We start from the raw sequence: 24,821 nt of genomic DNA, 5'->3' as shown, positions 1-24,821 counted from the left end.
CTCCAGAGCATGTGGTGCCCCGAATGAGCACGACCGGCCCGCCCCGGACGGACACCGCTGCGGACAGCGACCACCACGATCTCGCGTCGCTGCTGTTCTCCCAACCGTCAGCGTTGACCAGGGTGCCGTCGTTCGCGTGGGGATTCGGTGGCTTGCACGGTGGCGTGGCGCTCTCTCTGGCCGTCGCACGGATGGCCGCCAGCGTGCCCCACCACAGCTTGCGGTCTGTCGTGGGCCACTTCCACCGGCCGATCCGCGAGGCGTTCGTCCTGGAGCCGCAGGTCATCCGCTCGGGCCGATCGGCCGGCGCCGCCCAGGTCACGGTGACCGGTGCGGCGGGCGTGTGCTTCACCGCCACTGCGGTGCTCGGATCCGAGCAGCCCGGAGTGGCACCGGCTTGGGCGCCGGTCATGCCCCACGTTCCGCACCCTGACAGCCTGTTGTCGCTGCGCGGCCTTGAGGAACACTCACCCGTACTCGGACAGGTCGACGTGCGGCCGGTGGGGTCCATCGATGCCTATGGCGGCTCGTCGGAGGCGGTGATGACGGCTTGGGTGCGGATCAAGGGCAGCGACGAACCGGTGTCTCCGTCCGCCGTCATCTTCTTCCTGGACGCCCTCCCGCCGTCGTACACGAGAGTCCTTACACCAGCTCTGGCCCGTCCCGTCCCGACCGTCGAGCTCTCGGTCCACCTCGCCGCGCAGCGATCGGCCTCGCCGTGGGTGCTGGTGCGATCGCGCACCGTCCGCGCCGACGAGGGCGGGTGGGTCACCGAGGCGATTCACGCCTGGGACGTCGACGGCGTCAACCTGGCCTCGGCCCGGCAGCTGCGTCTTGCGATGTCGAACTCGGGATCGGGGAGCGCGTGAGGACCCGCATACATCGGCACACAGTCCTTGCACCGACAGCGCGCCGTACACCGAGCATGCGGATGCACGACGATCAGCACTTCGAAGGAGAAGCATGACGACCGACGCACACGATATCGAACGGTTTGTGAAAGCAGCAGAACTGATTCCGCTGCTGTGCGCCGTCGCCGAGCTGACCGGAGACCGGTCGCTGATTTCCGAGGACCTGCGCCCCAGCCTCGATGCCGAGATGATCGCGATCCCGGTGGCCGGCGGACTCTCCGAGGAGGCAGCAGACCGGGCCATCCAGCGCGCGACCGACGCCCTGGCGCGCCACTGGTCCGACGAGCCGTCGCCGCGGGGAGCGGTGACGCCCGCAGAGATCGTCGAATTCATGACCGACGGCGACAGCGACTACGCGGACCTGATGCAGCACGAGCTCGGCCTGGTAGAGCCGGTCGGCTGGACCAAGCAGGACATCGATGACCGGCGTGACTTCATGGTCGGCATCGTCGGTGCCGGACAGGCCGGTCTGGCGATGGCCCGGGACCTGCGACGTCGCGGCATCGACTTCGTCATGTTCGAGAAGGCCGACAAGGTCGGTGGCACCTGGCGGTGGAACGCCTACCCCGGCTGCCGCCTCGACACCAGCACGCTGGCCTACAGCTACTCGTTCTTCCAGAAGAACGACTGGCGGCACCACTTCGCGGTGCGGGAGTCCCTGGAGGACTACTTCCGCGACTTCGCCGAGCAGGAGGACCTGCTGAAGGCGATCCGGTTCGGCTCCGACGTCGTGCGCGCATCATGGGACGAGAACGACTCGCAGTGGGAGCTTCTGGTCAAGGACGGCCGCACAGGGGCCGAGTCGACGGAGCGGGTCGACGCGCTCATCAGCGCCGTGGGCATTCTCAACCAGCCCAACGTCCCGCAGTTCGCCGGCCTCGACTCCTACCGCGGCGAGATCGTGCACTCGGCCGAGTGGACCCCCGACGTCGACCACCGTGGCAAGCGGGTGAACATCATCGGCACAGGTGCCAGTGCTTACCAGATAGCACCGGCCATCGTCGACGAGGTCGAGTCCCTCACCATCTTCCAGCGCAGCGCCCCCTGGATGCTGCCGGCACCCCTGTATCAGGCCGAGGTCGGTGTCGAGCGTCAGTGGCTCATGGACAACATCCCCGGCTACCACCGGTGGCTGCGGCTTTGGGAGTTCTGGCACTCGACGATCGGCAAGTACGCCCTGACGCGGGCCGACCCCGACTGGTCGTCCATCGAGTCGGTGTCCGAACCCAACCAGCGTTTCCGTGACGCTTTGGTGGCCAGTGTTCGCGAACAGTACGTCGGTCACGAGGAGTTGCTCGATGCGGTGATCCCGCGCTACCCCGTGGGCGTCAAGCGCATGCTGCGCGACAACGGAGTGTGGGCCCGGACCCTGCAGCAGCCGCAGACGACGCTGGTGACGACCGCGATCGACCACTTCGACGCCGACGGCATCACGACGGTCGACGGCCAGCACCACTCCGCCGACCTGACTATCTTCGCCACCGGCTTCCACGGCACCAACTACCTCGGCACGATCGACGTGCGCGGCCGGGACGGGATCAGCCTGCGGGAGTTCTGGGGCGACGAGTCGCGGGCGTACCGCGGCGTGCAGGTTCCGCACTTCCCGAACCTGTTCTGCCTCGGCGGTCCCAACACAGCCCTGGTCGCCATCGGCAGCCAGACGTTCATGTCCGAGAGCGCGATCCACTACGTCGGCGAATGCATGCGGCACCTTCTGGAGACGGGGGCGTCCTCGATCGAACCAACCGAGGACGCGTACGACCAGTACGTCGAGTGGGTCGACAGGGGAAACCGCGGCATGGCGTGGGCGGCGGCGGCCGAGATGAGCTGGTACCGCAACGCCAGCGGCACCAACACCGTGGTCTGGCCCTACCCGCTGCTGACCTACTACGAGATCACCCGATCGGTCGACCTGACCGACATGATCGTGCACAGCGACGCCGGTCGCGAGGTGACGGCATGACCGAGCAATCCGTGCAAGGGCAGCCCATGAGTGACGAGAACGTCTCCTGGAAGGGATACATCGCCGCCGCACCGACGCCGTTCGACCGCAACGGCGGCCTCGACACAGGGCGTCTGCGAGACGTCCTGGCCTGGTTCCAGCAACAGAGGGCCCACGGTGTCGTCGTCAACGGGACAACAGGTGAGTGGGTGGCGCAGACGGTCGAGGAGCGGCAGACGGTCCTCGAGACCGCCCGCGACGCCGTCGCGCCCGACACGCCGCTGCTGGTGGGGATCGGAAGCATCCGTCCCGACGAAAGCGTCGTGCTGGGACAGCACGCCGCGTCCACCGGCGCCGTCGGCGCCCTGCTGACCATCCCGCCGTCGCGGTGGTTGCGCGATGACGAAATCTTCGACTTCTTCGCCGAGATGGCCCGGCAGATCCCTCTGCCGTTGGTGGTCTACAACGTGCCGGCGGTGACGGGCTTCGACATCCCGACCGAGCTGCTGGCTCGTCTGCTCACGATCGAAGGCATCGTCGGTGTCAAGGACAACACCCCTTCGACCGAGCGACGGGTCTCGACCCTGCGCCGGCTGGGTGGTGAGCACGCCGTCTTCTCGGACGTCCTGGAGGCATCGACGTTCCAGGTGTTCGCCGAGGAGCAACGCGGCCGCGGGCAGATCGGCAGCGGCATGCCGTTGGGGCACCGGCTGGCCGACGCCTTCGAACTGGTGTGGGCGGGTGACGTCGAAGAGGCCCGGGTCGTCGTTGACGACCTCACGGCGTTCAAGGCCGCGGTCGTCGAGGTGCTCGGTCCCCGGCAGCCGTGGCATGCCCAGAGCAAAGCGTTGATGGTCGCTGCTGGGGTGGATGCGGGCTACCCGCGCTTTCCCACGGCGTCGATCCGTGACGACGAGTCGGCCATGGCTCGTCTCGAGACCCTAGTGAAGAGGTACCTGTAATGACCGCATCGCACCTTTGGTACCAGTCGTCCAACCCTCAAGGGCCGGTGACGGTCATCCTGGGCTCGTCACTTGGCACAGACCGTGCCATGTGGAGCGAGCAGGTCGAGCTGCTGCCGCGAGAGTGGAACGTCGTCCCGTTCGACCTGCGGGGCCATGGCCTCTCACCCTTGAGTCCACAGACACCGACGATCGACGACTTCGCCGACGACGTGGTCAGCATCGCCGACGAACTGGGCGTCGACCGTTTCGCCTTCTGCGGTCTGTCGATCGGCGGAGTGATCGGCCAGAGCCTCGCGGCTCGGTACCCCGACAGGATCAGCTCGTTGGTCCTGGCCTCGACCGGCCTGACGATCCTGACCCGCCAGGGACTCCTCGACCGGTCCGCCCGGGTGCTCAACGAGGGCACCGCCTGGATCGCGGAGCTCTCGGCGCCGCGGTGGTTCACCGATCGCTTCCGGGCCGATCACCCCGACGTCGTCAGGACGAAGATGCAGCACCTGCGCCGCATGCCGGCGCGGGCGTACTCCGACGCCTGCCTGGCCCTGTCGGAGTTCGACGGTCACGTGATCGCATCGGACATCGTCGCGCCGACCCTCGTGCTGGCCGGTGACCAGGACCTGGCCACGCCGGCGGCCGGCAGCGCCGAGCTGGCGAAGGCGATCGCGGGGGCCGAGCTGCGCACCCTGCCCGACAGCGCCCACCTGTGCAACGTCGAGCAGCCCGAGCTGTTCACCGATCTCGTGCGCGAGCACGTCGAGGCGCACCGCTAGGGGCTTTCGTTTGTCCGCGGGCGGACCACCGGAAGATGCCGGCGGTGTGGAGTCCGGCCAGGTAGATGGTGGCGGTCTTCTCGTAGCGGGTGGCGATGCCGCGCCACTGCTTCAAGCGGTTGATACACCGCTCGACGGTGTGCTGCTTGTAGGCCTCGGGGTCGAAGGCCGGTGGCCTGCCGCCTCGGCTGCCTCGGCGCAGCCGGTGGCCACGCTGATGTGCCGGGACCGGAATCACCGCCCGGTGCCGCGCTTGCGCAAGTGGTCGCGGATCGCACGGGACGAATGGGCCGATGGACGTCCGATGTCGAGTGGAGTCGGCCACGGGATGGCTGCCCGCAGGATTTTCGCCGTCTGTGAGAAGACGTGCCTGATCAGAGCGTGCGTGGCTTGTTGGTGTCGATAAGGGTGAGCTTGAGTCCGTACTTTGCCTCCAGGACGGCCTTGCGCTCGTAGAGGGCCTCCTTTCGGTGGCCGACGCTGATCGCGACCTCAGTCAGACCGATCTCGGTGACGTTGCCGAGGGCGAGGTCGAGCATGGAACGCCGTCCTCAATGCCCGTCGGCCCCGGGCACTGGCACCAGAGTCTTGGGAAGGCTGTCGGTCTAGCTACTTGCCCCTGAAGAAGTCCGGGGTGCCTGTGGGTTGTCCCTTGGGGAGAGCTGGTGAGGGCCGGGCTATGGCCGTCACAGTGGGTGCAGGTCTTGGCGGCCGGGGGTGGGGCGATGTTGCGTGTCGCGGGAGTAGAGGACACCTGGTGGGAGGTACTGCCGGAGCACGCGCGGCAGTTACCCGCCGAGTTGGCTCGGGTGGATGCGTTCTTGGACGACGAGCGATTCATCGCTCCCTGGCGGGCGGTGTTCGCCGAGCGGCTGGGGCGGCCGGCGGTGCCGGTGGAGACGCTGCTGCGGCTGCTGTATCTCAAGTACCGCTACCAGCTGGGTTACGAGACCCTGTGCCGTGAGGTCGCGGACTCGTTGAGCTGGCGCCGGTTCTGTCGCATCCCGCTGACCGCCCCGGTGCCGCACTCGGCCACGCTCATCAAGCTGGTGCGCCGCAGCGGAGCGCAGGCGGTGGAAAAGCTGAACGCCGCGTTGCTGGGCAAGCTGGTCGAGGACAAGCTGCTGCGGTGCCGCAAGCTCCGCATCGACACGACCGTGATGGAAGCCGACATCGATCACCCCGCGGACGCTGACCTGCTCGAACACGGGGTACGGAAGCTGGGCCGGCTCGTGGGGCGGATCAAGGCGTCGGGGGCGGCCAAGCGCACCCGCTTTCGTGATCGCAGCCGGTCAGCGGGGCGCCGTTTGAAGGAGATCTCGCGCACGCTGCGGCGGCGCACCGGCCAGGCGCTGGGCGAGATCGACCGGCTCACCGGTGAAATCGCCGCCGTGGCCCGCGCGACCTTGCGGGACGCGGAGGCGGTGGAGCGCAATGCCCGACGCATGCTGGGCAAGCGGCCCTCCGGACGACTCGCGCACCTGGTGAGCGTGCTGGCCGAGACCGTCGCGGGCACCCGCCGGCTGCTGGAGCAGACCGCCCTGCGCCTGGCGGGCATCCGCACCATCCCCGACCGGCTGATCTCGTTGGCAGATCCCGACGCGCGGCCGATCCGCAAGGGCAAGCCCCAGCACCCCACCCAGTTCGGCTACACCGCCCTCGTGGCCGAGGACGAACGCGGCTTCATCGTTGACCACCAGGTCCAGCGCGGGAATCCGGCCGATGCGCCGCAACTGGTTCCCTCGGTCAAGCGCGCCGCGTCACTGACCAGCCGCCCGCCCGGCACGGTCGTCGCCGACCGCGGCTTCGGCACCGCGGCCAACGACCTCGCCCTGGCCGAACTCGGTGTCCAGCGCATTGGCCTGCAACGTGCTGGAAAACCTGGAAAGGCACGGCGTGAGTACGAGCAAAGTCGCCCATTCGGGTCGGTGTCGAGGCCCGTATCAGTCACCTCAAGCGCAGCTTCGGCTTCCGTCGCACACGCCTGCGCCGCCTGGCCGGCGCCCGGACCTGGGGCGGACTGGGGATCTTCGCCTACAACCTCCAGCGGATGACCGTCCTCAGCCGGTGAGGGACATGTACCGACCGCCCAGCTGCACAGCGTCATTCTGCAGCGCCAGCCCGGTCACCAGGCAAAACACTTTTTCAGGGGCAAGTAGCTAGGGCCGAAGACGCTGTCCGGCCCCGGCCGCCGGTACGGGGCCGATCACGCGGTTTCTCCTTCGTCATGCATGGCGGGCGCGTCCCTCAGATGAGGGGTCGTCCAGAAGCGGATGCTCTGGGCGAGCGCCACCAGGGCCACGTACATGGCGAGGACTGTGAGCGCGACCGTGAACTGCGAGCCGGTGAGCAGCGCGGCCAGGACGGTGACGGACAGCGTCCGCCCCTCCTGACCTCCGATCGCGCGCACCAGTCGGGCCGTCGGCGCTCCGGCGTTGCCGCGGATGCGGTACACAGTGTCGTAGTGATGGTAGGCGACGGCGGCCACCAGCCCGAAAGCCGCAGGAAAAGCTCCGTTCACTTTCGCTTCAGCGGCGAGGACCAGGACGGTGCCGTATTCGGCGGCCCGGAAGAGCGGGGGGACGAGCCAGTCGAAGGTGCCCTTGAGGGGCCGGTACAGCGCCAGTCCCGAGGTCACGGCGTAGACGACGGCGCCCGCAACGGGGGCCCACGCCACACCGGAGAACAGGGAGACTGCCAGGACCGCGATGCCGGCCAGCGCCACCGCGGACGGGGAGCCGAGGCGGGCGCGCGTTGCACGGGCCACCAACCCGGCGAGGGGTCCGTTGTCCGCGAGGTCGGCGAGCGCCCGCGCGGCGCGGTCCGTGCGCTGCGCCTTGCGGGTGACCGAGCGGAGCACGCGGCCGGTCGTCGTGTATGTCGCCGCGAGTGCGCAGCCGACCAGCAGGGCGTAGAAGGTGATGCGGGGGGTGGTGAGAGCCGTCAGCACGGCGATCATGGCCCATCGTTCGCCGATGGGCAGCACTATCATCCGGCGCACCCATACGGTCCAGCCGACGCTGTCGAGCTTGCCGGAGAAAGCGGCGGTGCGGCCGGTGTCGGCGGTCGCGGCGGCATCTCCGGCGTTGGCCTCGTTGAAGGAGAAGTCGACCACGTGCCGGCAGGTCTGCAGGACCATCGCGCCAAGGGCCAGGGCCCACACGTCGTCATGGCCGCCGCGGGCCGCTCCCAGCGCGAGGCCCGCGTAGTAGGCGTACTCCTTGGCCCGGTCGAAGGTGGCGTCCAGCCAGGCGCCGAGCGTCGAGTACTGCAGCGAGTAGCGGGCCAGCTGACCGTCGGTGCAGTCCAGGACGAACGAGGCGATCAGCAGGACGCCGGCGGCGACGAACCCGGCGCGGGTGCCGGTGGCCGCGCTGCTTGCCGCGACGAGGGCGGTGAGTAGGGAGGCGGTGGTGACCTGGTTCGGGGTGAGGCCCCGGCGAGCGCACCAGCGGGCGATGTAGCGGGAGTAGGGGCTGATGAAGAACGTGGTGAAGAAGCCGTCGCGGGCCTTCACGGCCGACTTCAGGCGCACGGCCTCGTCGTTGACGGCGGCCACGGACTGGCGTGCCTCGTCGCGGGCCTGGGGGTCGGTCGGGACGGCGGCGATCAGGCTGCCCAGCTCGGGGTGGTGCACGGTGGCGCCGTCAGCGTTCAGGGCGGTGACGACGCGATCGGCGAGGCTGTCCACGGCGAGGGCTGTGCCGCCGCCCGTCGAGGTCTCCCGGGCCACCGCGCGGGTCAGCGCCTGCCGGACGGCCGGCTGGGCGGTCACGGCGCCGGCGACGGCGGCCAGTGGGAAGCGTGGGTCGGTCAGGCCGAGGCGCAACGCGTGCGGGTGGCCCACGAAGCGGGCGTCGACGATGGCCACGCGTTCACCGGCCGGGACCGCCGCGAGGAGGGTCCTGGCGTCGGCGGCGTCCGAGGCGCTCCGCACGTCGAAGCCGAGGGACCGCAGATCGCGCTCGAGCGAGGATCCGGGAACCGGCTGGCCGGTCACGATGGCGGTCGACAACTGAACTCACTCCCTGGGTGCCGACGCTCCGGCGCCGGTCTTCTGCGTGGTGTGGCGCCTTCTGCCAGCGGCACCCGGGCGGCATGTGGGCAGAGGCTATCGATGACCGGAGCGGTCTTGTGCGCCGACCGTTCACGGTCAGGTCGACGTGGCCTGCCCCGGGCCTTTGCCGTGATCATCATGGGTGATCGGGTGCCCGGTTAACAAGCCGCGTCCCTCGTAACCGGGCCTCGTGCGGATCATCCGGACATTGGGTACGGTCTGTGGGCGTCGGTACAGGGTGCACGACCATGACCCGGCTGATCACCGGCGAGCCGGATGTATCGAGGCGCACCTGGCGCGGGCCATGGCCAACGCCAGGGCACGGGTCATGGCACCGGACGACCTGTCATCCAGGGCGCCCGCCGTGACCTCCGGTGGACGTCCCGCTGTCGAGGGATCCACGCTGGACTGCTCGAGCGAGTCCTCGCGGATTACGGCGTGACGGAGGCCGACCATCTCGCGGTGCACAAGCAGGCCGCCGATTCCGCGATACGGCCCACTCGTTGGCACCGGGAGAACCCGGGCGGTCTCGCCATGCTCCTGGAGGCGCATGGATGGCGCCCTTGTTGATTGCCGCCTGCACCTTGCACGGAGCCTCAGACCACACCAGTGGCTGAGTCGGGGCACCGGTCGTCACATCCCGTCACCCCGTACCGGCGTGTCACCCCGTACCGGCGTGCTCCCGCGGACGAGCAGTGCGGCAGGGTAGCTCTGTCGACGCGGTGGCAGCGTGGGGTCGTTGATACGCTCCAGCAGCATCGCGACTCCCCTCACGGCCATGTCCTTGATCGGTTGCCGGACCGTCGTGAGATCAAAGCTGTCCCAGGAAGCCATCTCGACGTCGTCGTAACCGACGATCCAACATTCTTCCGGAGCGAGGGCTCGGCTGCGGCGGGCGTCCAGGGCTCCGAATGCCATGTAGTCGTTGACACAGAAGATCGCCGAGGGCCGGATGCCCCGCGCCAACAGCTTGTGGGTGATCTGGTAGGCGACGTCGTGCGAGAAATCGGCCTCGAACCGAAGGTGCTCCGGGACGGGGAACCCGAGATCGCTCATACGATCGAGGAAGCCTCGAGCTCGATCCCGTGAAGTTGCCGCGTCCGGGCTTCCTCCGATGAACGCGGCGTCTCTTCGTCCGTGACGCACGAAGAACTCGGCGACATGCGCTGCTCCGGCCACGTTGTCGCTCACGATCCTGTCGCAGTCGAGACCGTCCACCTCGCGGTTGATCAGCACCACCGGACTCTGGCGCTCCACCGCTGCCGCCAGCTCAACGCTGGACGGCGTCGCGGTGGTGAAGATCACTCCGTCGATGGCGGACGTTCTGATCGACTCGAGCGCATCGGTGTGATTGTTGCTCGAGCTGTTCCAGATGACGACACGCTGCCCGGCATCATCAAGCACCAAGGTCAGTTCTTGGAGCAGCTCGGTGAAGAAGGGATTGGAGAGGTCCGCCACGACGACCCCAACCGTATTGGTGCGACGGGTCTTCATCGCCTGAGCGCCGGCGTGCACGGAGTAACCCAGCGTGGTCATCGCTGCCAAGACCTTGGCTCGGGTTGCCGGTGCGACGCTAGAGGAGGATGACAGGGCCCTGGAGACGGTCGCTTGCGAGACTCCCGCCAAGCGCGCGACGTCCCGGCTCGTCGGCATGGGTCTCCCACCTTCTCCGGTCCCGAGTTGCATGCGGCTATGAAATGGTCGACGCCCCGCCTGACGAGGCAGAACATGGCAATCGCATCCTCCCAGCAACCTATCCCCTCAGGCAAGACTCGCGCATACGTATACAAACGATCGAGGGAGCCGGCGCGGGTCAACGCACGTCGAGGCGGTGCCGGTGAAATGCAGGTGGATGGAGGGCGGTCTGGTGTGCGTCGCGGCCTGCGCCCGCGAGTCCGGGTGGCGTGTCCGGGCTGCGGTCGGGGTTCTGTGCAGGTCCACAACACCAATACCGCAGCTGGCCGATGCCGTTGCTGGTAGGCGTCAGGTGCCGATCGGGTTGTCGGTTGCGGCGGTTGTCCTGTGACAGTCCCGGCTGTGGCCGTCAGACGTTTGCTGAGGAGGTGGGGGTGTTGACGCTGCGCTAGCAGCGCCCCAGTCCGCTGCTGCAGCTGGCGGATACGGCCGGAGACCTTGAAGGTGCTGCCGTGAATGTCTTGAGTGGAACCGGCTCGGCCCGGGCGTTGGCACCGCAACACGCCCCCGCTCACAAGATCACTACGACTGTCCTCCACCACGAACCCGCCAAAGGTAACGCACGCTTCGGCGACCGCAAGCGCGGCAGTACCCCCCTCGACCGCGCTTCGGCCGAGGCGCAGGAGTGGACAGGGTGCTTTGAATGAGGTTGTATACGTACACATTTTTTTCGGAACGTCTTTGCTGGGTGATATGGATACGTATACAGTCGTCCCAGTCCCGACCACGTCTGCAGTTCCTGGGGCGGGCCTGCAAGGGAACCCACCGGTCGATCGACAGCGCCGAGGGATCTCTACTTCTCTCCCGCCGCGGGTCACCGTATCCATGAGCGGGCCTGCGGGATTTCGTATGCAGGAACTCACCTGACGGGACGGACTTGGGCGCGATCAGTCGCCCATCAATGACCATGGAGGTGTAGTCCATGAGAGCCGCAACCGCCAAACCTGGCCCGGTGTCGGTGCAACTGAAAGCGCCCACCCAGGACGGCGGCGGCCGCGACAGCACTCCACAGGTGCGTGCGACCGTCGAGGCCATGATCGCGGACATCCGCAAACGGGGCGACGCCGCCGTCCGGGAGTACTCGGAGAACTTCGACAACTACTCGGCCGAGTCGTACTTGCTGACCGAGACCCAGCTCAACAGGATCGTGGCTCGGGTTCCCACGCATGTCATCGAAGACATCCATTTCGTGCAGGAGCAGGTCCGTGTCGTCGCCCGGAAACAGCTGAAGTCGATCACGGAATTCGAGATCGAGACCCTTCCGGGCGTGTTTCTGGGCCAGAAGCAAGTGCCAGTGCGGGCGGCGGGTGCCTACGTCCCTGGGGGTAAGTATCCGCTGCTGGCCAGCGCGCACATGACCATCGTTACCGCCAAGGTCGCTGGCGTGGAGCGCGTCGTGGCCTGCACCCCGCTGATCCACGGTGAGGTGCCCGACACCACTGTGGCCGCGATGCGGCTTGCCGGCGCCGACGAAATCTACCTGCTCGGCGGCATCCAGGCCGTCGCCGCGATGGCAGTGGGCACCGAGACCATCGCCCCGGTCAACATACTGGCCGGCCCGGGCAACGCCTTCGTCGCAGAGGCGAAACGGCAGCTGTTCGGCGAAGTCGGCATCGACCTGTTCGCGGGCCCCACCGAGGTTCTCATCGTGGCCGACGAGCACGCCGACCCGTTCATCGTCGCCGTCGACCTGCTCTCCCAGGCCGAGCATGGCCCGGACTCCCCGGCGGTGCTCATCACGACCAGCTCGGAGTTGGGCCACGCGGTCATCGAACACATCGACACGCTGCTCATCGACATGCCCACCCGTGACTATGCCGGCGCCGCCTGGCGTGACTGGGGCGAGGTCCGTGTAGTCGAGACCTTGGACGATGCCTATGAACTCGCCGACGGCTACGCCTTCGAGCACGTGCAGATCCTCACCAAGAACCCGCGCGAAGCCCTCGAGAAGATGCACGACTACGGCGCACTGTTTCTAGGCGAGGGCACCTGCGTCTCCTATGGCGACAAGGTGATCGGCACCAACCACGTCCTCCCGACGCGGGGCGCGGCCCGATACACCGGCGGGCTCTGGGTTGGCAAGTTCCTGCGCACGGTGACGTACCAGGAGGTCACCAGCCGCACCTCCAGCGCGTACTTGGGCGAACTGTGCGGCCGCGTCTCGCGGGCCGAGCGGTTCGAGGGTCACGCGCGGTCAGGTGACGTGCGCGCGGCGAAATACCGCGGGACCGCGCTGTCGTGGAGTTCGCAGCATGCCTTCCGTGGGTGAGCCGGTGGTGAATCCGAAGCCTCTGGCTGGTCGCACGGCCTTGGTCACCGGCGCCGGCCGGGGACTGGGGCTGGCAATCGCCGATTCCCTGGCCGACGCCGGCGCGACCGTCTACGGCAGCAGCCGCGACCTCGATACGGCCGAGAAGATCGCCAAGCGGTACCGAACCGTCCCGGTGATTCTCGACGCGCGTTCCGGCGAATCCGTCCGGGCGGGCGTCGCCGCAGCACTGGAGCACGCGGGCCGCATCGATCTACTGGTCAACAACGCCGGGGTCAACGTTCCCAAACGCGCCGTCGATCTCACCGAGGCGGACTGGGACACCGTCCTCGACACCAATCTCAAGGGAGTATTCCTGCTCACCACCGAGCTCGCGCGGCACTGGATCGCGACTGGCACGCGGGCGGCGGTGGTAAACGTCGCCTCGCAGGCAGGGGTCGTGGCCATCGAGGAACGGGCCGCCTACGGCGCGAGCAAGGCCGGGCTCATTCACCTGACAAAGGTGCTCGCACTGGAATGGGCGGGCGCGGGGATACGGGTCAACGCCGTCGCACCCACCTTCGTCCGGACCGATCTCACCGCCTCGACTCTCGAGCGGCCAGAGTGGGCGGCCGATCTGCTCAGCCGGATTCCGATCGGTCGATTCGGCGAACCCGAGGATATCGCCGGTGCGGTGGCGTTCTTGCTCGGCGGCTCGGCGTCTCTGATCACGGGCCAGACACTGGTCATCGATGGCGGTTACACCATTCACTGACGGGAGAGGGCCTTGGACGACAGCATTCGGATCGAGCGGGTCGCGGTCACCGGATCCGGCTACATGGGCGGGGGGATTGCGCAGATGTTCGCCCTGCGCGGCCACCGAGTCACCCTCGCCGACGTCGACGGCGCCACCGCACGCCGCGCTTACGATCGCCTCACGACTCAGGCTGCGGAGTTCGAACGGGCCGGTCTCATGCCGGTCGGAGCGGGCGAGATGATCGCGGCCAACCTGACCGCAGCGGAGTCGATCGAGTCGGCCGTCGCCGAGGCTGACTACGTGACCGAGGCCGTTCCCGAGGATCCCGAAATCAAGAAGGCCACCCTGACGCGCATCAGCAGCGCGCTGCCGGACGCGTCGATCGTCGGAACCAACACCTCGGCGATTCCCATCGCCCGCCTCTCCGCGTGGGTCAGCGCTCCTGAGCGCTTCCTCGGAGTGCACTGGATGAACCCCGCCCCCTTCATCCCGGGCGTCGAGCTGATCCCCGGGCCGCGCACCAGTCCCGAGACCATCGACCATGCCGAGCGACTCATCGGCAGCCTCGGGAAGGTCACCGCCCGGGTCACCGACTCACCCGGGTTCGTCGCCAACCGCCTGCAGTTCGCCCTCTTCAAGGAGGCGAGCCGGATAGTCGAAGAGGGCATCGCTACACCGGCCGAGATCGACGCCATCGTGTCGAGCACCTTCGGTTTCCGGCTGGCGCTCTTCGGGCCCTTCGCCATTGGTGACATGGCCGGCCTCGACGTTTACGCGTCCTCCTACCGCACTCTCGAAGATGCCTTCGGCGAACGCTTCGCGTGCCCGAAAGCCGTACGCGAGGCCGTGGAGGACAACAATCTGGGGGTGAAGGCGGGCGGCGGCCTGCGGGGTGTCGATCAGTCGCAGGTGCACGCGCTGCTGGGCTACCGGGACGCGGCTTACGTACGACTCTCCGCTCTGAGGTCAGAGCTGGGTGCAGCGCCTGGGCTCTGACGCGCAAATAGGTCCAGGTCAAATGACGTTTGGGCAGACCCCGGCCCAGGACAGCGAGGTGCCCGGCCGAGGCGAACCTACCGGGCACGATATCGAGCAGGCTGAGGGCGGGACGAAAGGGGGTCATCGCCTCCTCGATCCGTTCCGAGAGGGAGTTCCGCGAGAGCTCGCCGTCGCGGTAGTGCTTGACGGCGGGCTCTCCGGTCCCGGTCTCCAGGCCGTATCCGGCTGGTCGCTCGGGAAGAGGGCCGTCCACTACTACGCCGCCACAGTGTGGCGCGCATACGGTGTTCAAGCGGCGAGACGACTCCACCGGCGTGGTCCCAACCTGGCGCGAGCCGCCCGCCCGGCAGTCCGCTCCTTGAACGGAAGCGCCCGGGAAGGTACCTCCTGGGCGGGATCGATCATCGGAGCAGCAGTTGGTGAGGGCCACGGAGGGTCACGCAAGCACATCGCCCGGTTCAACTAGTAACTCTCGACCGCCGAACACCGCCGTGATCTGTTGGCTTCCGCGTCAAGAAATCACGGCCCGTCGCATGCGTGGTCGCCGATCACGACAGCCGTTCCACGAGCGGCACTCAGCCCGGTTGTCAGGGCTGCGGTCACGGTATCCCGTACTTGATTTTCAGTAGGCGTGGGCCGCCCGCTTTCTTCGGCGAGTGCCGCCAGCGACGTCATGCGGACGTCCGGCAGCGCGCAGGACATGAATGTTGAGTAGACGTCGAGATCAGGGGCGATGTTGAGGGCGAATCCGTGGCTTGTCACACTGCCGCTGATACGCATGCCGATGGAGGCGAGTTTGCGGTGGTCGGGCGTCCATACGCCTGCCAGGCTTTCGGATCCTCGCGGTGTGTCCCGTCGTACCGCCTCGAAGCCAAGCGATCGCACCGCGTGGATCAGAGCGTGCTCGACCCGGCGTACCAGGCCATGGGGGCCGAGGTCGCGCACGTTCACCACCAGATAGCCGATGAGCTGTCCAGGGCCGTGGTACGTGGCATGACCGCCCCTGTCGACTTCGACAAGGGGTATCGGTGAACTCGGATCCGGGAGCTGGCTGACCGGAGTCCGCGCGGTGTAGGTAATCACCGGCGGGTGCGTCAACAGGAACAGCCGGTTCCCCGCACGCTCCTCCTTCCGCTCGGTGACCCACCGGGCCATGTCGGCCTGCGCCACCTCGTACGGCACTTCACCCAGATCGATTACTTCCAGACTCGTCGATCTCACGATGTTCCTTCGTGTTGCCGGATGTCATGGCCGCCTGTGGACGGTGACGTCGTGCCAGAGACGTGATCAGTTCTCGGAGCGGAGCTGTCGTAGAACACGCCGCGGCGGTCGGGACGCAGTCGCATGCCTCCGGCGTCCAGAGTGACGGTTGCCCTCGTCCGGATCGACGGGATGGCGACGGTGGGGGCGTGGTAGCTGGCCAGTGCGGTGCGGAGGTTGCCGCGAGGCTCAGGGGCCTGCCCTTGGTGGGGCTGTGAGACAGCGACGGCAGCACCCTCAGTCCGCGAGACGCCTGCGAAGACGGGGCGCGTCAGTGCATGCCTGCTGTGCCGAGCAGGGTGGCCACCGTGGGCGTGATGAGCCCCGTCAGTCTGTCGGCTCCGATGCCCGCGCGGGCACTGGCGCCGTCGAAGACCAGGATCAGCTGCCGGGCCAGCAGGTCAGGGTCGCTTGCCCCGCCCCGTTCGGCCTCGGCACGGAAGAAGGATGTCAGGTTAGCCTTGACCCGGTGGGCCACCCGGCTCGCGGGGTGGTTTTGGTCTTTCAGCTCGATCTGAGCAGCCAGGTACCGACAACCTTGGAAGCCGGGCATACCCGCCTGCCTCTCCAACTGGTCGAAGACGTGCAGGATCCGCTCTCGGGGTGAGTGGCTGTCGTCCGTCGCAGGCAGAAGGCTCGTCACGAAGGCGGCGGAGCGTTCCTCCAGGCTCGCCGCGAGCAGTTCGTCCTTGCTCTCGAACAGTTGGTACAGGGAGCGCTTCGACACCCCTGCCGCCTTGCACAGCGTGTCGACACCGATGATGACACCGTCTCGGTAGGTGAGTGCGGCTGCTGCCTCCAGCAGCCTGTCTCTGGTGCTTGGTTTCACTTGGGTGGTCATACCGCGAGAGTAACTCCCTGTCGCCGAAATGAAAACCGATCGGTTTACGACGCTTTTCCGGTACCACCCTTCGCGTTGCCCACCGTCGAGCTGGACGTGCGTACGGTTCCGCTCTGCCGGGCGGCGGTGATCCGCCACCGACGTTCGAATTCCACGAGGAGGTGGTAGCAAATGGGCACCACCTAGAGGGGTTCGCGGCGCAAAGCAGCGGCAGACACGGACTGTTCTGAGGTGCCCCGCCTCCCTGCTTTGATCCGTGCCTTGCGGGCACCGGCCGGCGAAGGAAGACGGGGCGCTTCCCGCAGTCCACTCGTCGTGTGATCGACCGCGTGTCCTCGGTGGATTCAGGTTCAGTGGGCGATCACGCGCTCGCCCTCCGACGGCGCCAGAGCTGCATTCGGCATCAGGAACGCCGTCAGCACCGCGCCGACCACGAAGATCCCGGCGCCCCACGCCAGGGTGGCCGTGTAGCTCTCGACCCCGGCCTGGGCCATGGTCAGTGCGCCGGGCTTGTGCGAGGACAGGTAGTCGGTCGCGGCCGATGAGGCGACGGTGGTCAGCAGTGCCGTGCTGATCGAGCCGCCCACCTGCTGGCTGGTGTTGATCAGCGCGGAGGCGACACCCGCATCCTCGTGGTGGACGCCGGAGGTCGCACCCTGGAAAGCGGTGGTCATCACCGCACCGATACCGAGACCCAGCAGGATCATGCCCGGCATGATGTCGGCGACGTAGGCGCTGTCCAGCGTGAGCCGGGTCAGTAGGGCCATGCCGGATGCGGAGACCAGGAAGCCGGCGCTGACCACGATCTTCGGGCCGACCTTGGGCAGCAGCAGCGAAGGCACCGTGGTCGACGAGGCGACGATGCCCCCGACCATCGGCAGGAAGGACAGGCCGGCCTCGATCGGCGAGTAGCCGATGCTGGCCTCCAGGTAGTAGGTCAGGAACAGGAAGATGGAGAACATTCCCATGCCCAGGACGAACACGGCCAGGAACGAACCGCCTCGGGTCCGGTCCAGCACCACGCGCAGCGGCAGCAGCGGATGCGCGACCCTGGACTCCAGCCAGGCGAACACCGTGAGCAGCACCACGCCGCTGATCATGGAGCCGAGGGCGACCGGGTCGGTCCAGTTGGTGGATTCCACGTGTGCGAACCCGTAGACGATGCCGAACAGCGCGGCGCTCACCACGACGGTGCCAGGAATGTCGATCTTGGGTCGCTCGGTGTGTGCGGGCTCGGCCAGCAGCAGCAACGCACCGGCCAATGCGACGCCCGCGAAGACGACGTTCACGTACATCACCCAGCGCCATGACGCCCATTCGGTGAGCATGCCGCCGAGCAGGAGCCCGACCGCGGCGCCCGCACCGGACAAGGCGCTGAAGATGCCGAAGGCCTTCGGCCTCTCGGCCGGGTCGGTGAAGGTCACACTCAGCAGTGAGAGCGCCGCGGGTGCGAGCAGCGCGGCGAACAGGCCCTGGGCCACGCGTGCCGCGACGAGGATCTCGAAGCTGCCGGCCGCGCCGCCGACCACGGAGGCCGCCGCGAAACCGAACAGGCCGGTCACGAAAGTCGTACGTCGGCCGAACAGGTCGCCGAGGCGCCCCCCGAGCAGCAGCAGGCTGCCGAACGCCAGGGCGTACCCCGTGATGACCCACTGCCGGCTGCCGTCACTGAAACCGAGGTCGTGTTGTGCTTCGGGCAGTGCGATGTTCACGACGGTCGCGTCGAGCGTGACCATGAGCTGCGCCACGCCCAGCACGACCAGCACCCACCAGCGCACGGCGTGTGAGCCGCGACGGCCCGAGTCTGTCTTCCCGGAGGCGTTCGCTATGCGGTCGAGGGTGGCAGTCAATGTCTTCCCTTTGCTGCTGGTCATAGGTCGGCCCTGATCGGAAACCGATCTGTTTCCCCTCAGGAAAACAGATCGGTTTCCATGGTGCAAGTACACACTGGTCGTCTGACCTGTGAGGGATCCGACAGTGCGGTCGGCGATCCGCGTCGGCTGCCGTTGTCATCTGGACGTGGGACGTTGCGCCCCACGCGGCCCTTCGAACGTCAACGCCTTCTCGCCGCGTGACGGCCGACCGAAGAGGATGCGGCTGCCAGTGCGCCGCGTCCGGGCTCACCGGGCGGCACCTGAAGATACTGACCGCGCTCGAGCAGAAGATGGGCTGGCGCTACCGCGTTACCGCCACCAGTATTCGCCGCGTTCGAGGCGTCGCCGCCTCCCGCACGCCCCGTTCCTGGAAGGGCTGCACCGCTGTCGCGTCGGCGTGGAAGACCGGACGCACGCCGACGAGGCCATGGGGCTGGATACCTTGGCCTCCGCATCGTGGAAGGTGAAGCGGGTGCGTGCTCGCCGCGACATGTGCGTGCGTCACCGTCACCCTGCGTGCCCGCCATGTCGATTACGCCGTCGCGGCTGGGCGGGGGCGTTCCCGTCTGCTCGTGCTGGCGGACGGCTCGGCCTGTCGTCACCTGACGGCCAGACGCTTACTCGGCCCGATGTGGAAAGAGCAAACCAATCGAGGCCTGCCTTCCCGTCGGTCGGGGTCGGCCGACGCCGAACCGTGGCAACGCCAGGCCCGCAGAAGGGTGCACTGTGTGCCATGAGCTGTGGACGCGAAATTTCCCGGTCAGGGTCCCTGCGCATGCACCCGTCGAACCCGGATGCGGGAACACTAAATCGGTGATTGGCCTTCAGCGATCAGGCCGCTGGGCGCGACAAGGAGGCCTGGGTGCCTGTGTCGGAGACTTGCCACCTGAAAACCGATCGGTGTATCGTGACGGAAACCGATCGGTTTCCGTTTCTCGTGGTCCGTGGGCAGTGGCACAGCGTCAGCTGGTCGCCGCCGTTGATCGCCAAACTGATGCAGGGACAAGCCTCGATCGCGCCGCGTCGGACGCGTGCTGATCGCGTGCGTACTCAACCTCTGGAGTCAAAAACCATGTCTTCTCATGCCACCTCTTCCATCTTCGTCATCGGTGGTACAGGGGCCCAAGGGATGCCCATCGTCCGTGCTCTTGTCGCAGACAAGAAGTATTCGGTCCGGGTCCTCACCCGGGACGCCACGTCCCCCCGGGCCCAGGAACTCCTCGCGCTCGGCAACGTGTCCATCATCGAAGGATCGTTCGCCGACGAGGACGTGCTGCGGGAAGGATTTCGGAGCTGCGACGGGGCCTTCGTCAATCTCGACGGGTTCAACACCGGCGAGAAGACCGAGACCTACTGGGCCATCCGTAGTTACGAAGTAGCGATCGAAGAAGGGATCAAGTTCTTCGTCTACGGAAACCTCGACTACGCTCTGAAGAAGTCTGGCTACGACTCCAGGTTCCGCACCGGCCACTATGACGGCAAGGGGCGCATGGCTGAATGGGTGCTGTTCCAGAACCAAAAGAACAGGGACCGGATGGGAGCTGCGGTCTTCACTTCGGGCCCCTACATCGAGATGGTGATCTCCCCACTCACGCCCATGACGCCCAGCATCGAGGACGGCGTCGTCACGTGGCGGGTCCCGCTCGGCGAGGGAGCCGTCCCGCACGTAGCTCTCGACGACTGTGGATTCTATGTCCGCTGGCTCTTCGACCACCCGGAACGGGCCAATGGCATGGACCTCGAAGTCGCCATTGAGCACATGACCTACACCGATATGGCTGCGGCATTCGAGAAGGTCACCGGGCACCCGGCGCAGTACATCGACACGGACCTGGAAACCTATTGGAATGGTCCGGATCTGAAGAATGTTGCTGATCATCCCGCCGGATACAATGCCGATCCCAATGACAAGAGCACCATGAGCTTCCGTGACAATTTCACCGGCTTCTGGAACGTGTGGAAGCACGGAATCATCACCAGGGATTACGCCCTGCTCGACGAAATCCACCCCAACAGGATCAGAAGCGCTGAGGAGTGGTTCCGCCGCGAAGACCAGTTGGGGAGGGAGCTCGGCAAGGGAAGTCTTTGGGAGAGGGTTCAGTCGGAGAACTGGACCATGGACTCCGCGGTCCTCAAGAGCAGTGCGGACTTCAGGACGGGCAAGTTGTAGAAGGACGCGATCGGCGCCGCCCATGGCCCGGCCAATGCGGGGTCATGAGCGGGCGATCGGTATTCCGGTCGGAGGATGTGCCCAGATCACTCATGTCCCGAACCGAGCCCGTCCAGGAGAAGGTCCCCGAGTTCGGAGAAGGCGTCGCCGGCGGTGAGGCCGGTGCTCTCCAGGAGGACCCCTGACTGGAGTGCGTCGATGGTCACGGCCACGACCTGGGCGGCGAAATGCCCGTTGAGCGAGCGGAAAACGCCGGTGTGCACACCTTCCTCGATCAGTTGGTGGACGCGGTGCGCGGCGGCGGCGGAGTTCTTGCGGTAGATCTGTGCGGTCGGTTCGTAACCGACCATGTCGTCGTAGAAGGCGTTCGAATGCCGGCGCATGGCCGTGCCGACGCCGGCGAGGTAGACCCGGATGCGCTGCCGGGGGTCGGGCTCGGCCTGGACGGCCTGCTCGATCTCGGCTGTCGCGTCCCGGAAGAAGGCGCGCGTGACCGCCAGCACCAGCTGTTCCTTCGTGGATGCGAGGCTGTACAGCGTCGCCTTGGAGCACTCGAGCCGTTGGGCGAGCTCGTCCATGGTCACCGCGGTGAAGCCTTCGGCCAGGATGATCGCCTCGGCCTGGCGCAGCAGTTCGTCCCGCCGACGGGTGTCGACCACCCGCCTACGTGCCGTTCGGCGCGGGCGTCGGTCGCGTGAGTCAGTTTGGGCCGTCACCGCAGCAGTCTCCCATGCGCGTCTCTGCCGAGGCGGCGGGTGGTCGTCCGACCGGAAACGTCTACGCGCGTGGGTGCCAAAGTACCATATAACGTACCCAGGGTGCTCGGCTTCGTCGCGCTGGTGCCAGCCAGGACATAATGAGAGAGTTCGCTCCGTAAGGGGATGAAGCCAGATGAGCCGGTCTGCTCTCCACATGTCGTTCGGATTCGACGGCATCGCGACGGCCCTGCTCGACACCCGGGGCACGGTGGTGGGCTGGTCAGCCGAAGCCACGGAGCTCGTGGGCTGGACGGCCGCCGAGGTCCACGGCAAGCCGGTCGGGGATCTGCTCGTCGGCCCCTCCGAGCAGCGCTGGAGGGCGGACGCCGACAACCTTGTGGGGCCGACGTCAGGGGAGGCGCGGCTACGGCACCGCTCCGGCCGCTCGATTGAGGTCGCATTCCGGGTGCAGCGGTTGGGAGGGTGCTCTCAGTTTTTCGTTCTTGCCGCACCGCTGCGCTGGGCAACGGATTGGGAACACGGCACACGCGTCCTGCAGGCGCTGCTCTCCCAGGAACGGATCGGGATTGGCATCCATGACACGGATCTGCGGGTGGTGCGAACCAATATGGGCCCCGATCTGTCCGTGGGCGGGTGTCTGGCGGACCTGGTGGATCCGCGGGACGCCGGGGAGGCCAAGGCGACTTTGAGTAAGGTGCTCTCCACAGGAGTGCCGCTGGTGGCTTACGAGCGGAGGAGACGCTCGACCCAAGGCCTTGAATTCCAGGGGCATTTCTACCTGTCCGCCGTCCGGCTGGAAGACGCCCGGGGACACCCGGCGGGAGTGGTCACACTCGTCACGGATGCCACCGAGCGGTGGCGCGCCCGGCGTGACCTCGAGCTGCGGCACCGGGCGTCTGTCCTGATCGGCGCCTCCCTCGACGTCCAGCGCACGGCTCAGAGCCTTGTCGACGTGCTCGTCCCCGCTCTCGGAGACCTGGCATGGGTGGAGCTGGCCGAGGCGGTGTTCGAAGGGGATGAGCCCCTCAAGACTGTCGGCGGAGGGCAGCTTCACCTGCGCAGGGCCGCAGTGGCTTCGGCTGACGGGGCCTGGCCCACGGCGCTCCTCCAGCCCGGAGAGGCAGTTCCCTGGTTCCCGGACCTTCCTCTTATGAGGGCTCTTCAGCAGGGGACCGTCTTCACGATGCTCGATCGCACGGAGGTCACCGACATGGGTGATCCGGAGCTGGATCGTCTGTTCGTTCCCGAGAAGGCACACTCGTGTGTCGCAGCACCCCTGTACGCACGAGGCCTCATGCTTGGCTGCGTCATTCTGTTCCGCACCGGGGAATCACGGACCTTCGATCAGCAGGAGGCGGAGCTGCTGACGGAGGTCGCGACCAGGGCGGCGCTGAGTGTCGACAACGCCCGCCGATACACACGTGAGCACCGTGCGGCCGTCGCCCTGCAGCAGCGCCTTCTTCCTCGCTTCACCACCGACAGCCCGGCGGCGGAGACAGTGGGCCTCTATCTGCCTGCTGCCGGCGGTGCCGAGATCAGCGGCGACTGGTTCGACGTCATTCGTCTGCCGTCGCTACGTGTGGCCCTCGTGGTCGGTGACGTGATCGGTCACGGCCTGCACGCCACAGCCACCATGGGCCGCCTGCGTACCGCTGTCCAGACTCTTGCCGACCTGGAACTCGGGCCCGACGAGCTCCTCACCCATGTCGACGACCTGGTGATCCGCCTCGCGGCCGAAGCCGAACCCGCGCGCCAGGACGCCATCGGCGCCACCTGCCTGTACGCCGTCTACGATCCGGTGACCCGCCGCTGCACAGTGGCCAGTGCCGGTCACCCGCCGCCCTTTGTCCTACGGCCTGATGGCACCGTCCGCGACGTCGAGCTCGCCCCCGGTCCGCCCCTGGGGGTCGGGGGCATGCCTTTCGAGACAACCACCGTCGATCTGGAGCCGGGCAGCATCCTGGCCCTCTGCACCGACGGGCTGATCCACCGCCTGCACCCAGACCCGTACGTCGGCCTCCAGCGTCTGGCCGATCGTCTTGCTGCGCCCTCCAGCCGAGACTCCTCGCTGATCGACATCGGTCGTTCCGCGCTCGCAGATGCCACGGATCCCCCGCCCCGCGACGACATCACCCTTCTCCTCGCCCGCGTCCGCGCCTTGCCCGAGGGCACAACGGCGTATTGGGAGTTTCCGGCCGATCCAGCTGTCGTTTGCCAAGCCCGCGACGTGGTTGCCCGCCAGCTTGTCGAGTGGGGGCTAGAGGACATTGCTTTCACCACGGAGCTCGTGGTCAGCGAACTGGTGACCAACGCGGTCCGCTACGCCGGCGGACCGGTCGGCTTGCGCCTCATTCACAACGAGAGCCTCGTGTGCGAAGTGACGGACCCCAGTAATACCCAGCCGCGTCTGAGACGAGCGCGTACGACTGACGAAGGCGGTCGCGGTCTATTCCTCGTCGCCCAGCTCACCAGCCGATGGGGCAGCCGCTACGGGAGCCGCGGGAAGACTGTCTGGGCCGAACAGGCCATCACCTCCGATGCCCCGTTCTCAGCGGTTCCCACCTGACGTCGGACGGCCAGACCGCTCTTTCGGTCTGCCGGGCTCAGAGATTGAAGTCAGCCAAACCGGCTCGCCGTCCCAGGCGTCAAGCCGAGCCGCTTCTGGGCGGAACGTTCGGCTGTGATCGAGCCGTCCGGCTGCGTACCGAGGACCCGGTACGCAGCCGTGGTGGCGATGGTCCGCACGCCCAGCAGCGGTACGAGCGGTGCGGGAAAGGTATCCAGTCGGCCGCCTCGTGGACCACCGTTTGCCGGAGCCGGATGCTGAACGCCAGCCGGTTCCTCACCGCTGATCGCCGCGTGTCCTACGGAGCTACGTCGTGACGTCCTTGCGCTCGAACGACGCGGTGGGGGCGTCGGCGATGTCCAGGTGCAAGCCCACGAGGCGCGGAAACCACCGGGCTGCGGATAGCGCAGCATGCCCTCCTCACGGATGCCCGCGAACACATGGGGCGGGAGCAGGTGCTTCAGATAGAACGGGGCTCGCTCGCCGCGTGGGAGACTTCGCTGTCCGCCAGCCGAGCACCGAGACGGCACTCTCGGACGAATCGTCCTGGTGGCTGTCGCCGTCGGCGCTCACGATGGCACCGCTGGTGGAGAACACCACGAACATGTCACCGCGCCCCGGTAAGCATGGGGCAGCTTCCCGGTGGAAGAGTAGTCGACGGCTGGTACGCGGGCGCCCTCCACGACGGTGCTCGCGTTGCGGGCCGGAGCGGTCAAAGGCTTGCCCACGGCGGCGAGGGCGGCGACGACAGGGGCGCCCTGGGCGCCGGTGGCGTCATAATTTCTCCCGGGGGACGGCGTCGCTCGGTTCCTCACCCTGCTCGATGGGCCGTGGGTCACCCTGATCGTGCGCGTACTCCTGCGATGACAGCATCGCTTCACCGAGTTGCGCGACGCGCTGCCCAGCCTCAGCCCGCACACCCTGACCAGCCGGCCGCGCCGGTTCGAGCGGCACGGCATCGTTGCGGGAGGGCTGCGCGGGGTTCTCGATGCCGTGGCGCCTGGGCCGTGACGGTTTCCGACGGTGAGGCCGAGCGGTCACCGCGTG

The 24,821-nt window shown here is 67.3% G+C and carries 16 protein-coding genes and 3 pseudogenes; 11 read left to right on the top strand and 8 right to left on the bottom strand.

Annotated elements, in window-relative coordinates:
* Positions 1-23 precede the first annotated feature (23 nt).
* From OHB00_RS06285 to OHB00_RS06270, 4 genes are all read left to right on the top strand, one after another.
* A complete protein-coding gene (locus tag OHB00_RS06285) occupies positions 24-869 on the top strand; it encodes an acyl-CoA thioesterase (RefSeq protein ID WP_406432082.1) in 846 nt (281 codons plus the stop codon).
* Between the two features lie 94 nt (positions 870-963).
* Positions 964-2,874, top strand: a complete 1,911-nt coding sequence (locus OHB00_RS06280; RefSeq protein WP_406432080.1) for a flavin-containing monooxygenase — start codon at positions 964-966, stop codon at positions 2,872-2,874.
* On the top strand, positions 2,871-3,815 hold the full coding sequence (locus tag OHB00_RS06275) for a dihydrodipicolinate synthase family protein (protein ID WP_406432078.1): 945 nt from the start codon (positions 2,871-2,873) through the stop codon (positions 3,813-3,815). Before OHB00_RS06280 ends, OHB00_RS06275 begins: the two co-directional genes overlap by 4 nt.
* Positions 3,815-4,588, top strand: coding sequence for an alpha/beta fold hydrolase (locus tag OHB00_RS06270; RefSeq protein ID WP_406432076.1), 774 nt, complete (start codon positions 3,815-3,817; stop codon positions 4,586-4,588). The genes OHB00_RS06275 and OHB00_RS06270 overlap by 1 nt, the downstream gene beginning before the upstream one ends.
* Here the strand turns inward: OHB00_RS06270 and OHB00_RS06265 are convergent.
* Together OHB00_RS06265 and OHB00_RS06260 are read right to left on the bottom strand one after the other, a co-directional pair.
* Positions 4,548-4,879: pseudogene (locus OHB00_RS06265) on the bottom strand (hypothetical protein); the annotation flags it as partial. The gene OHB00_RS06270 and the pseudogene OHB00_RS06265 sit on opposite strands and share 41 nt — an antisense overlap.
* A gap of 98 nt (positions 4,880-4,977) precedes the next feature.
* Positions 4,978-5,193 (bottom strand): annotated as a pseudogene (locus tag OHB00_RS06260) (phosphocholine cytidylyltransferase family protein); the annotation flags it as partial.
* Positions 5,194-5,313: 120 nt separating this feature from the next.
* Here OHB00_RS06260 and OHB00_RS06255 point away from each other — a divergent pair.
* Positions 5,314-6,659, top strand: a pseudogene (locus tag OHB00_RS06255) (ISNCY family transposase).
* Positions 6,660-6,794: 135 nt separating this feature from the next.
* Here the strand turns inward: OHB00_RS06255 and OHB00_RS06250 are convergent.
* Together OHB00_RS06250 and OHB00_RS06245 are read right to left on the bottom strand one after the other, a co-directional pair.
* Positions 6,795-8,603, bottom strand: a complete 1,809-nt coding sequence (locus OHB00_RS06250) for a DUF5941 domain-containing protein (protein WP_406432074.1) — start codon at positions 8,601-8,603, stop codon at positions 6,795-6,797.
* Positions 8,604-9,278: 675 nt separating this feature from the next.
* Positions 9,279-10,298 (bottom strand): LacI family DNA-binding transcriptional regulator, encoded by a 1,020-nt coding sequence (locus OHB00_RS06245; RefSeq protein WP_406432072.1) that lies wholly within the window; start codon positions 10,296-10,298, stop codon positions 9,279-9,281.
* Positions 10,299-11,262: 964 nt separating this feature from the next.
* Between OHB00_RS06245 and hisD the strand changes: the two genes are divergently transcribed.
* Genes hisD through OHB00_RS06230 form a run of 3 tightly spaced genes read left to right on the top strand, consistent with a single transcriptional unit; the run spans position 11,263 to position 14,341 of the window.
* A complete protein-coding gene (gene hisD, locus OHB00_RS06240; protein ID WP_406432070.1) occupies positions 11,263-12,609 on the top strand; it encodes a histidinol dehydrogenase in 1,347 nt (448 codons plus the stop codon).
* Positions 12,602-13,363, top strand: a complete 762-nt coding sequence (locus tag OHB00_RS06235) for an SDR family NAD(P)-dependent oxidoreductase (protein ID WP_406432068.1) — start codon at positions 12,602-12,604, stop codon at positions 13,361-13,363. The genes hisD and OHB00_RS06235 overlap by 8 nt, the downstream gene beginning before the upstream one ends.
* A 12-nt stretch (positions 13,364-13,375) precedes the next feature.
* A complete protein-coding gene (locus tag OHB00_RS06230; protein ID WP_406432066.1) occupies positions 13,376-14,341 on the top strand; it encodes a 3-hydroxyacyl-CoA dehydrogenase family protein in 966 nt (321 codons plus the stop codon).
* A 522-nt stretch (positions 14,342-14,863) separates the two neighbouring features.
* On the opposite strand, the gene lipB is transcribed toward OHB00_RS06230, so the two are convergent.
* The 3 genes from lipB to OHB00_RS06215 all read right to left on the bottom strand — a co-directional run bounded on the left by lipB (position 14,864) and on the right by OHB00_RS06215 (position 18,319).
* On the bottom strand, positions 14,864-15,565 hold the full coding sequence (gene lipB, locus OHB00_RS06225) for a lipoyl(octanoyl) transferase LipB (RefSeq protein WP_406432064.1): 702 nt from the start codon (positions 15,563-15,565) through the stop codon (positions 14,864-14,866).
* 310 nt (positions 15,566-15,875) lie between these two features.
* The gene (locus OHB00_RS06220; RefSeq protein ID WP_406432062.1) at positions 15,876-16,445 is read right to left on the bottom strand and encodes a TetR/AcrR family transcriptional regulator; all 570 of its coding nucleotides are present in this window, start codon (positions 16,443-16,445) and stop codon (positions 15,876-15,878) included.
* Positions 16,446-16,795: 350 nt separating this feature from the next.
* Entirely contained in the window at positions 16,796-18,319 is a 1,524-nt protein-coding gene (locus OHB00_RS06215; protein WP_406432060.1) for an MFS transporter, read from the bottom strand.
* Positions 18,320-19,181: 862 nt separating this feature from the next.
* On the opposite strand from OHB00_RS06215, the gene OHB00_RS06210 reads away from it, so the two are divergent.
* Positions 19,182-20,489 carry an NmrA family NAD(P)-binding protein gene (locus tag OHB00_RS06210; RefSeq protein ID WP_406432058.1) on the top strand — a complete coding sequence of 436 codons (1,308 nt, stop codon included), beginning with the start codon at positions 19,182-19,184 and terminating at the stop codon, positions 20,487-20,489.
* An 86-nt stretch (positions 20,490-20,575) separates the two neighbouring features.
* On the opposite strand, the gene OHB00_RS06205 is transcribed toward OHB00_RS06210, so the two are convergent.
* The gene (locus tag OHB00_RS06205) at positions 20,576-21,148 is read right to left on the bottom strand and encodes a TetR/AcrR family transcriptional regulator (RefSeq protein WP_406432056.1); all 573 of its coding nucleotides are present in this window, start codon (positions 21,146-21,148) and stop codon (positions 20,576-20,578) included.
* Between the two features lie 253 nt (positions 21,149-21,401).
* Here OHB00_RS06205 and OHB00_RS06200 point away from each other — a divergent pair, with 253 nt between their 5' ends.
* Together OHB00_RS06200 and OHB00_RS06195 are read left to right on the top strand one after the other, a co-directional pair.
* Positions 21,402-23,774, top strand: a complete 2,373-nt coding sequence (locus tag OHB00_RS06200; protein WP_406432054.1) for a SpoIIE family protein phosphatase — start codon at positions 21,402-21,404, stop codon at positions 23,772-23,774.
* 885 nt (positions 23,775-24,659) lie between these two features.
* Positions 24,660-24,785: a hypothetical protein gene (locus OHB00_RS06195; protein WP_406432052.1), complete on the top strand. Its 126-nt coding sequence runs from the start codon at positions 24,660-24,662 to the stop codon at positions 24,783-24,785.
* The last annotated feature ends 36 nt before the right edge of the window (positions 24,786-24,821 follow it).

It is taken from the genome of Streptomyces sp. NBC_00631 (genome assembly GCF_045206895.1).
Taxonomy (GTDB): Bacteria; Actinomycetota; Actinomycetes; order Streptomycetales; family Streptomycetaceae; genus Streptomyces.
The sequence above is the reverse complement of the archived record's forward strand: the minus strand, read 5'-3'. Positions and strand labels throughout refer to the sequence as shown.

What these genes read in the sequence shown, in the direction of transcription:
- OHB00_RS06285 (WP_406432082.1), top strand. Translation starts at nt 24, where the DNA reads ATGAGCACGACCGGCCCGCCCCGGACGGACACCGCTGCGGACAGCGAC.
- OHB00_RS06280 (WP_406432080.1), top strand. Translation starts at nt 964, where the DNA reads ATGACGACCGACGCACACGATATCGAACGGTTTGTGAAAGCAGCAGAA.
- OHB00_RS06275 (WP_406432078.1), top strand. Translation starts at nt 2,871, where the DNA reads ATGACCGAGCAATCCGTGCAAGGGCAGCCCATGAGTGACGAGAACGTC.
- OHB00_RS06270 (WP_406432076.1), top strand. Translation starts at nt 3,815, where the DNA reads ATGACCGCATCGCACCTTTGGTACCAGTCGTCCAACCCTCAAGGGCCG.
- OHB00_RS06245 (WP_406432072.1), bottom strand. Translation starts at nt 10,298, where the DNA reads ATGCCGACGAGCCGGGACGTCGCGCGCTTGGCGGGAGTCTCGCAAGCG.
- hisD (WP_406432070.1), top strand. Translation starts at nt 11,263, where the DNA reads ATGAGAGCCGCAACCGCCAAACCTGGCCCGGTGTCGGTGCAACTGAAA.
- OHB00_RS06220 (WP_406432062.1), bottom strand. Translation starts at nt 16,445, where the DNA reads ATGACCACCCAAGTGAAACCAAGCACCAGAGACAGGCTGCTGGAGGCA.
- OHB00_RS06215 (WP_406432060.1), bottom strand. Translation starts at nt 18,319, where the DNA reads ATGACCAGCAGCAAAGGGAAGACATTGACTGCCACCCTCGACCGCATA.
- OHB00_RS06200 (WP_406432054.1), top strand. Translation starts at nt 21,402, where the DNA reads ATGTCGTTCGGATTCGACGGCATCGCGACGGCCCTGCTCGACACCCGG.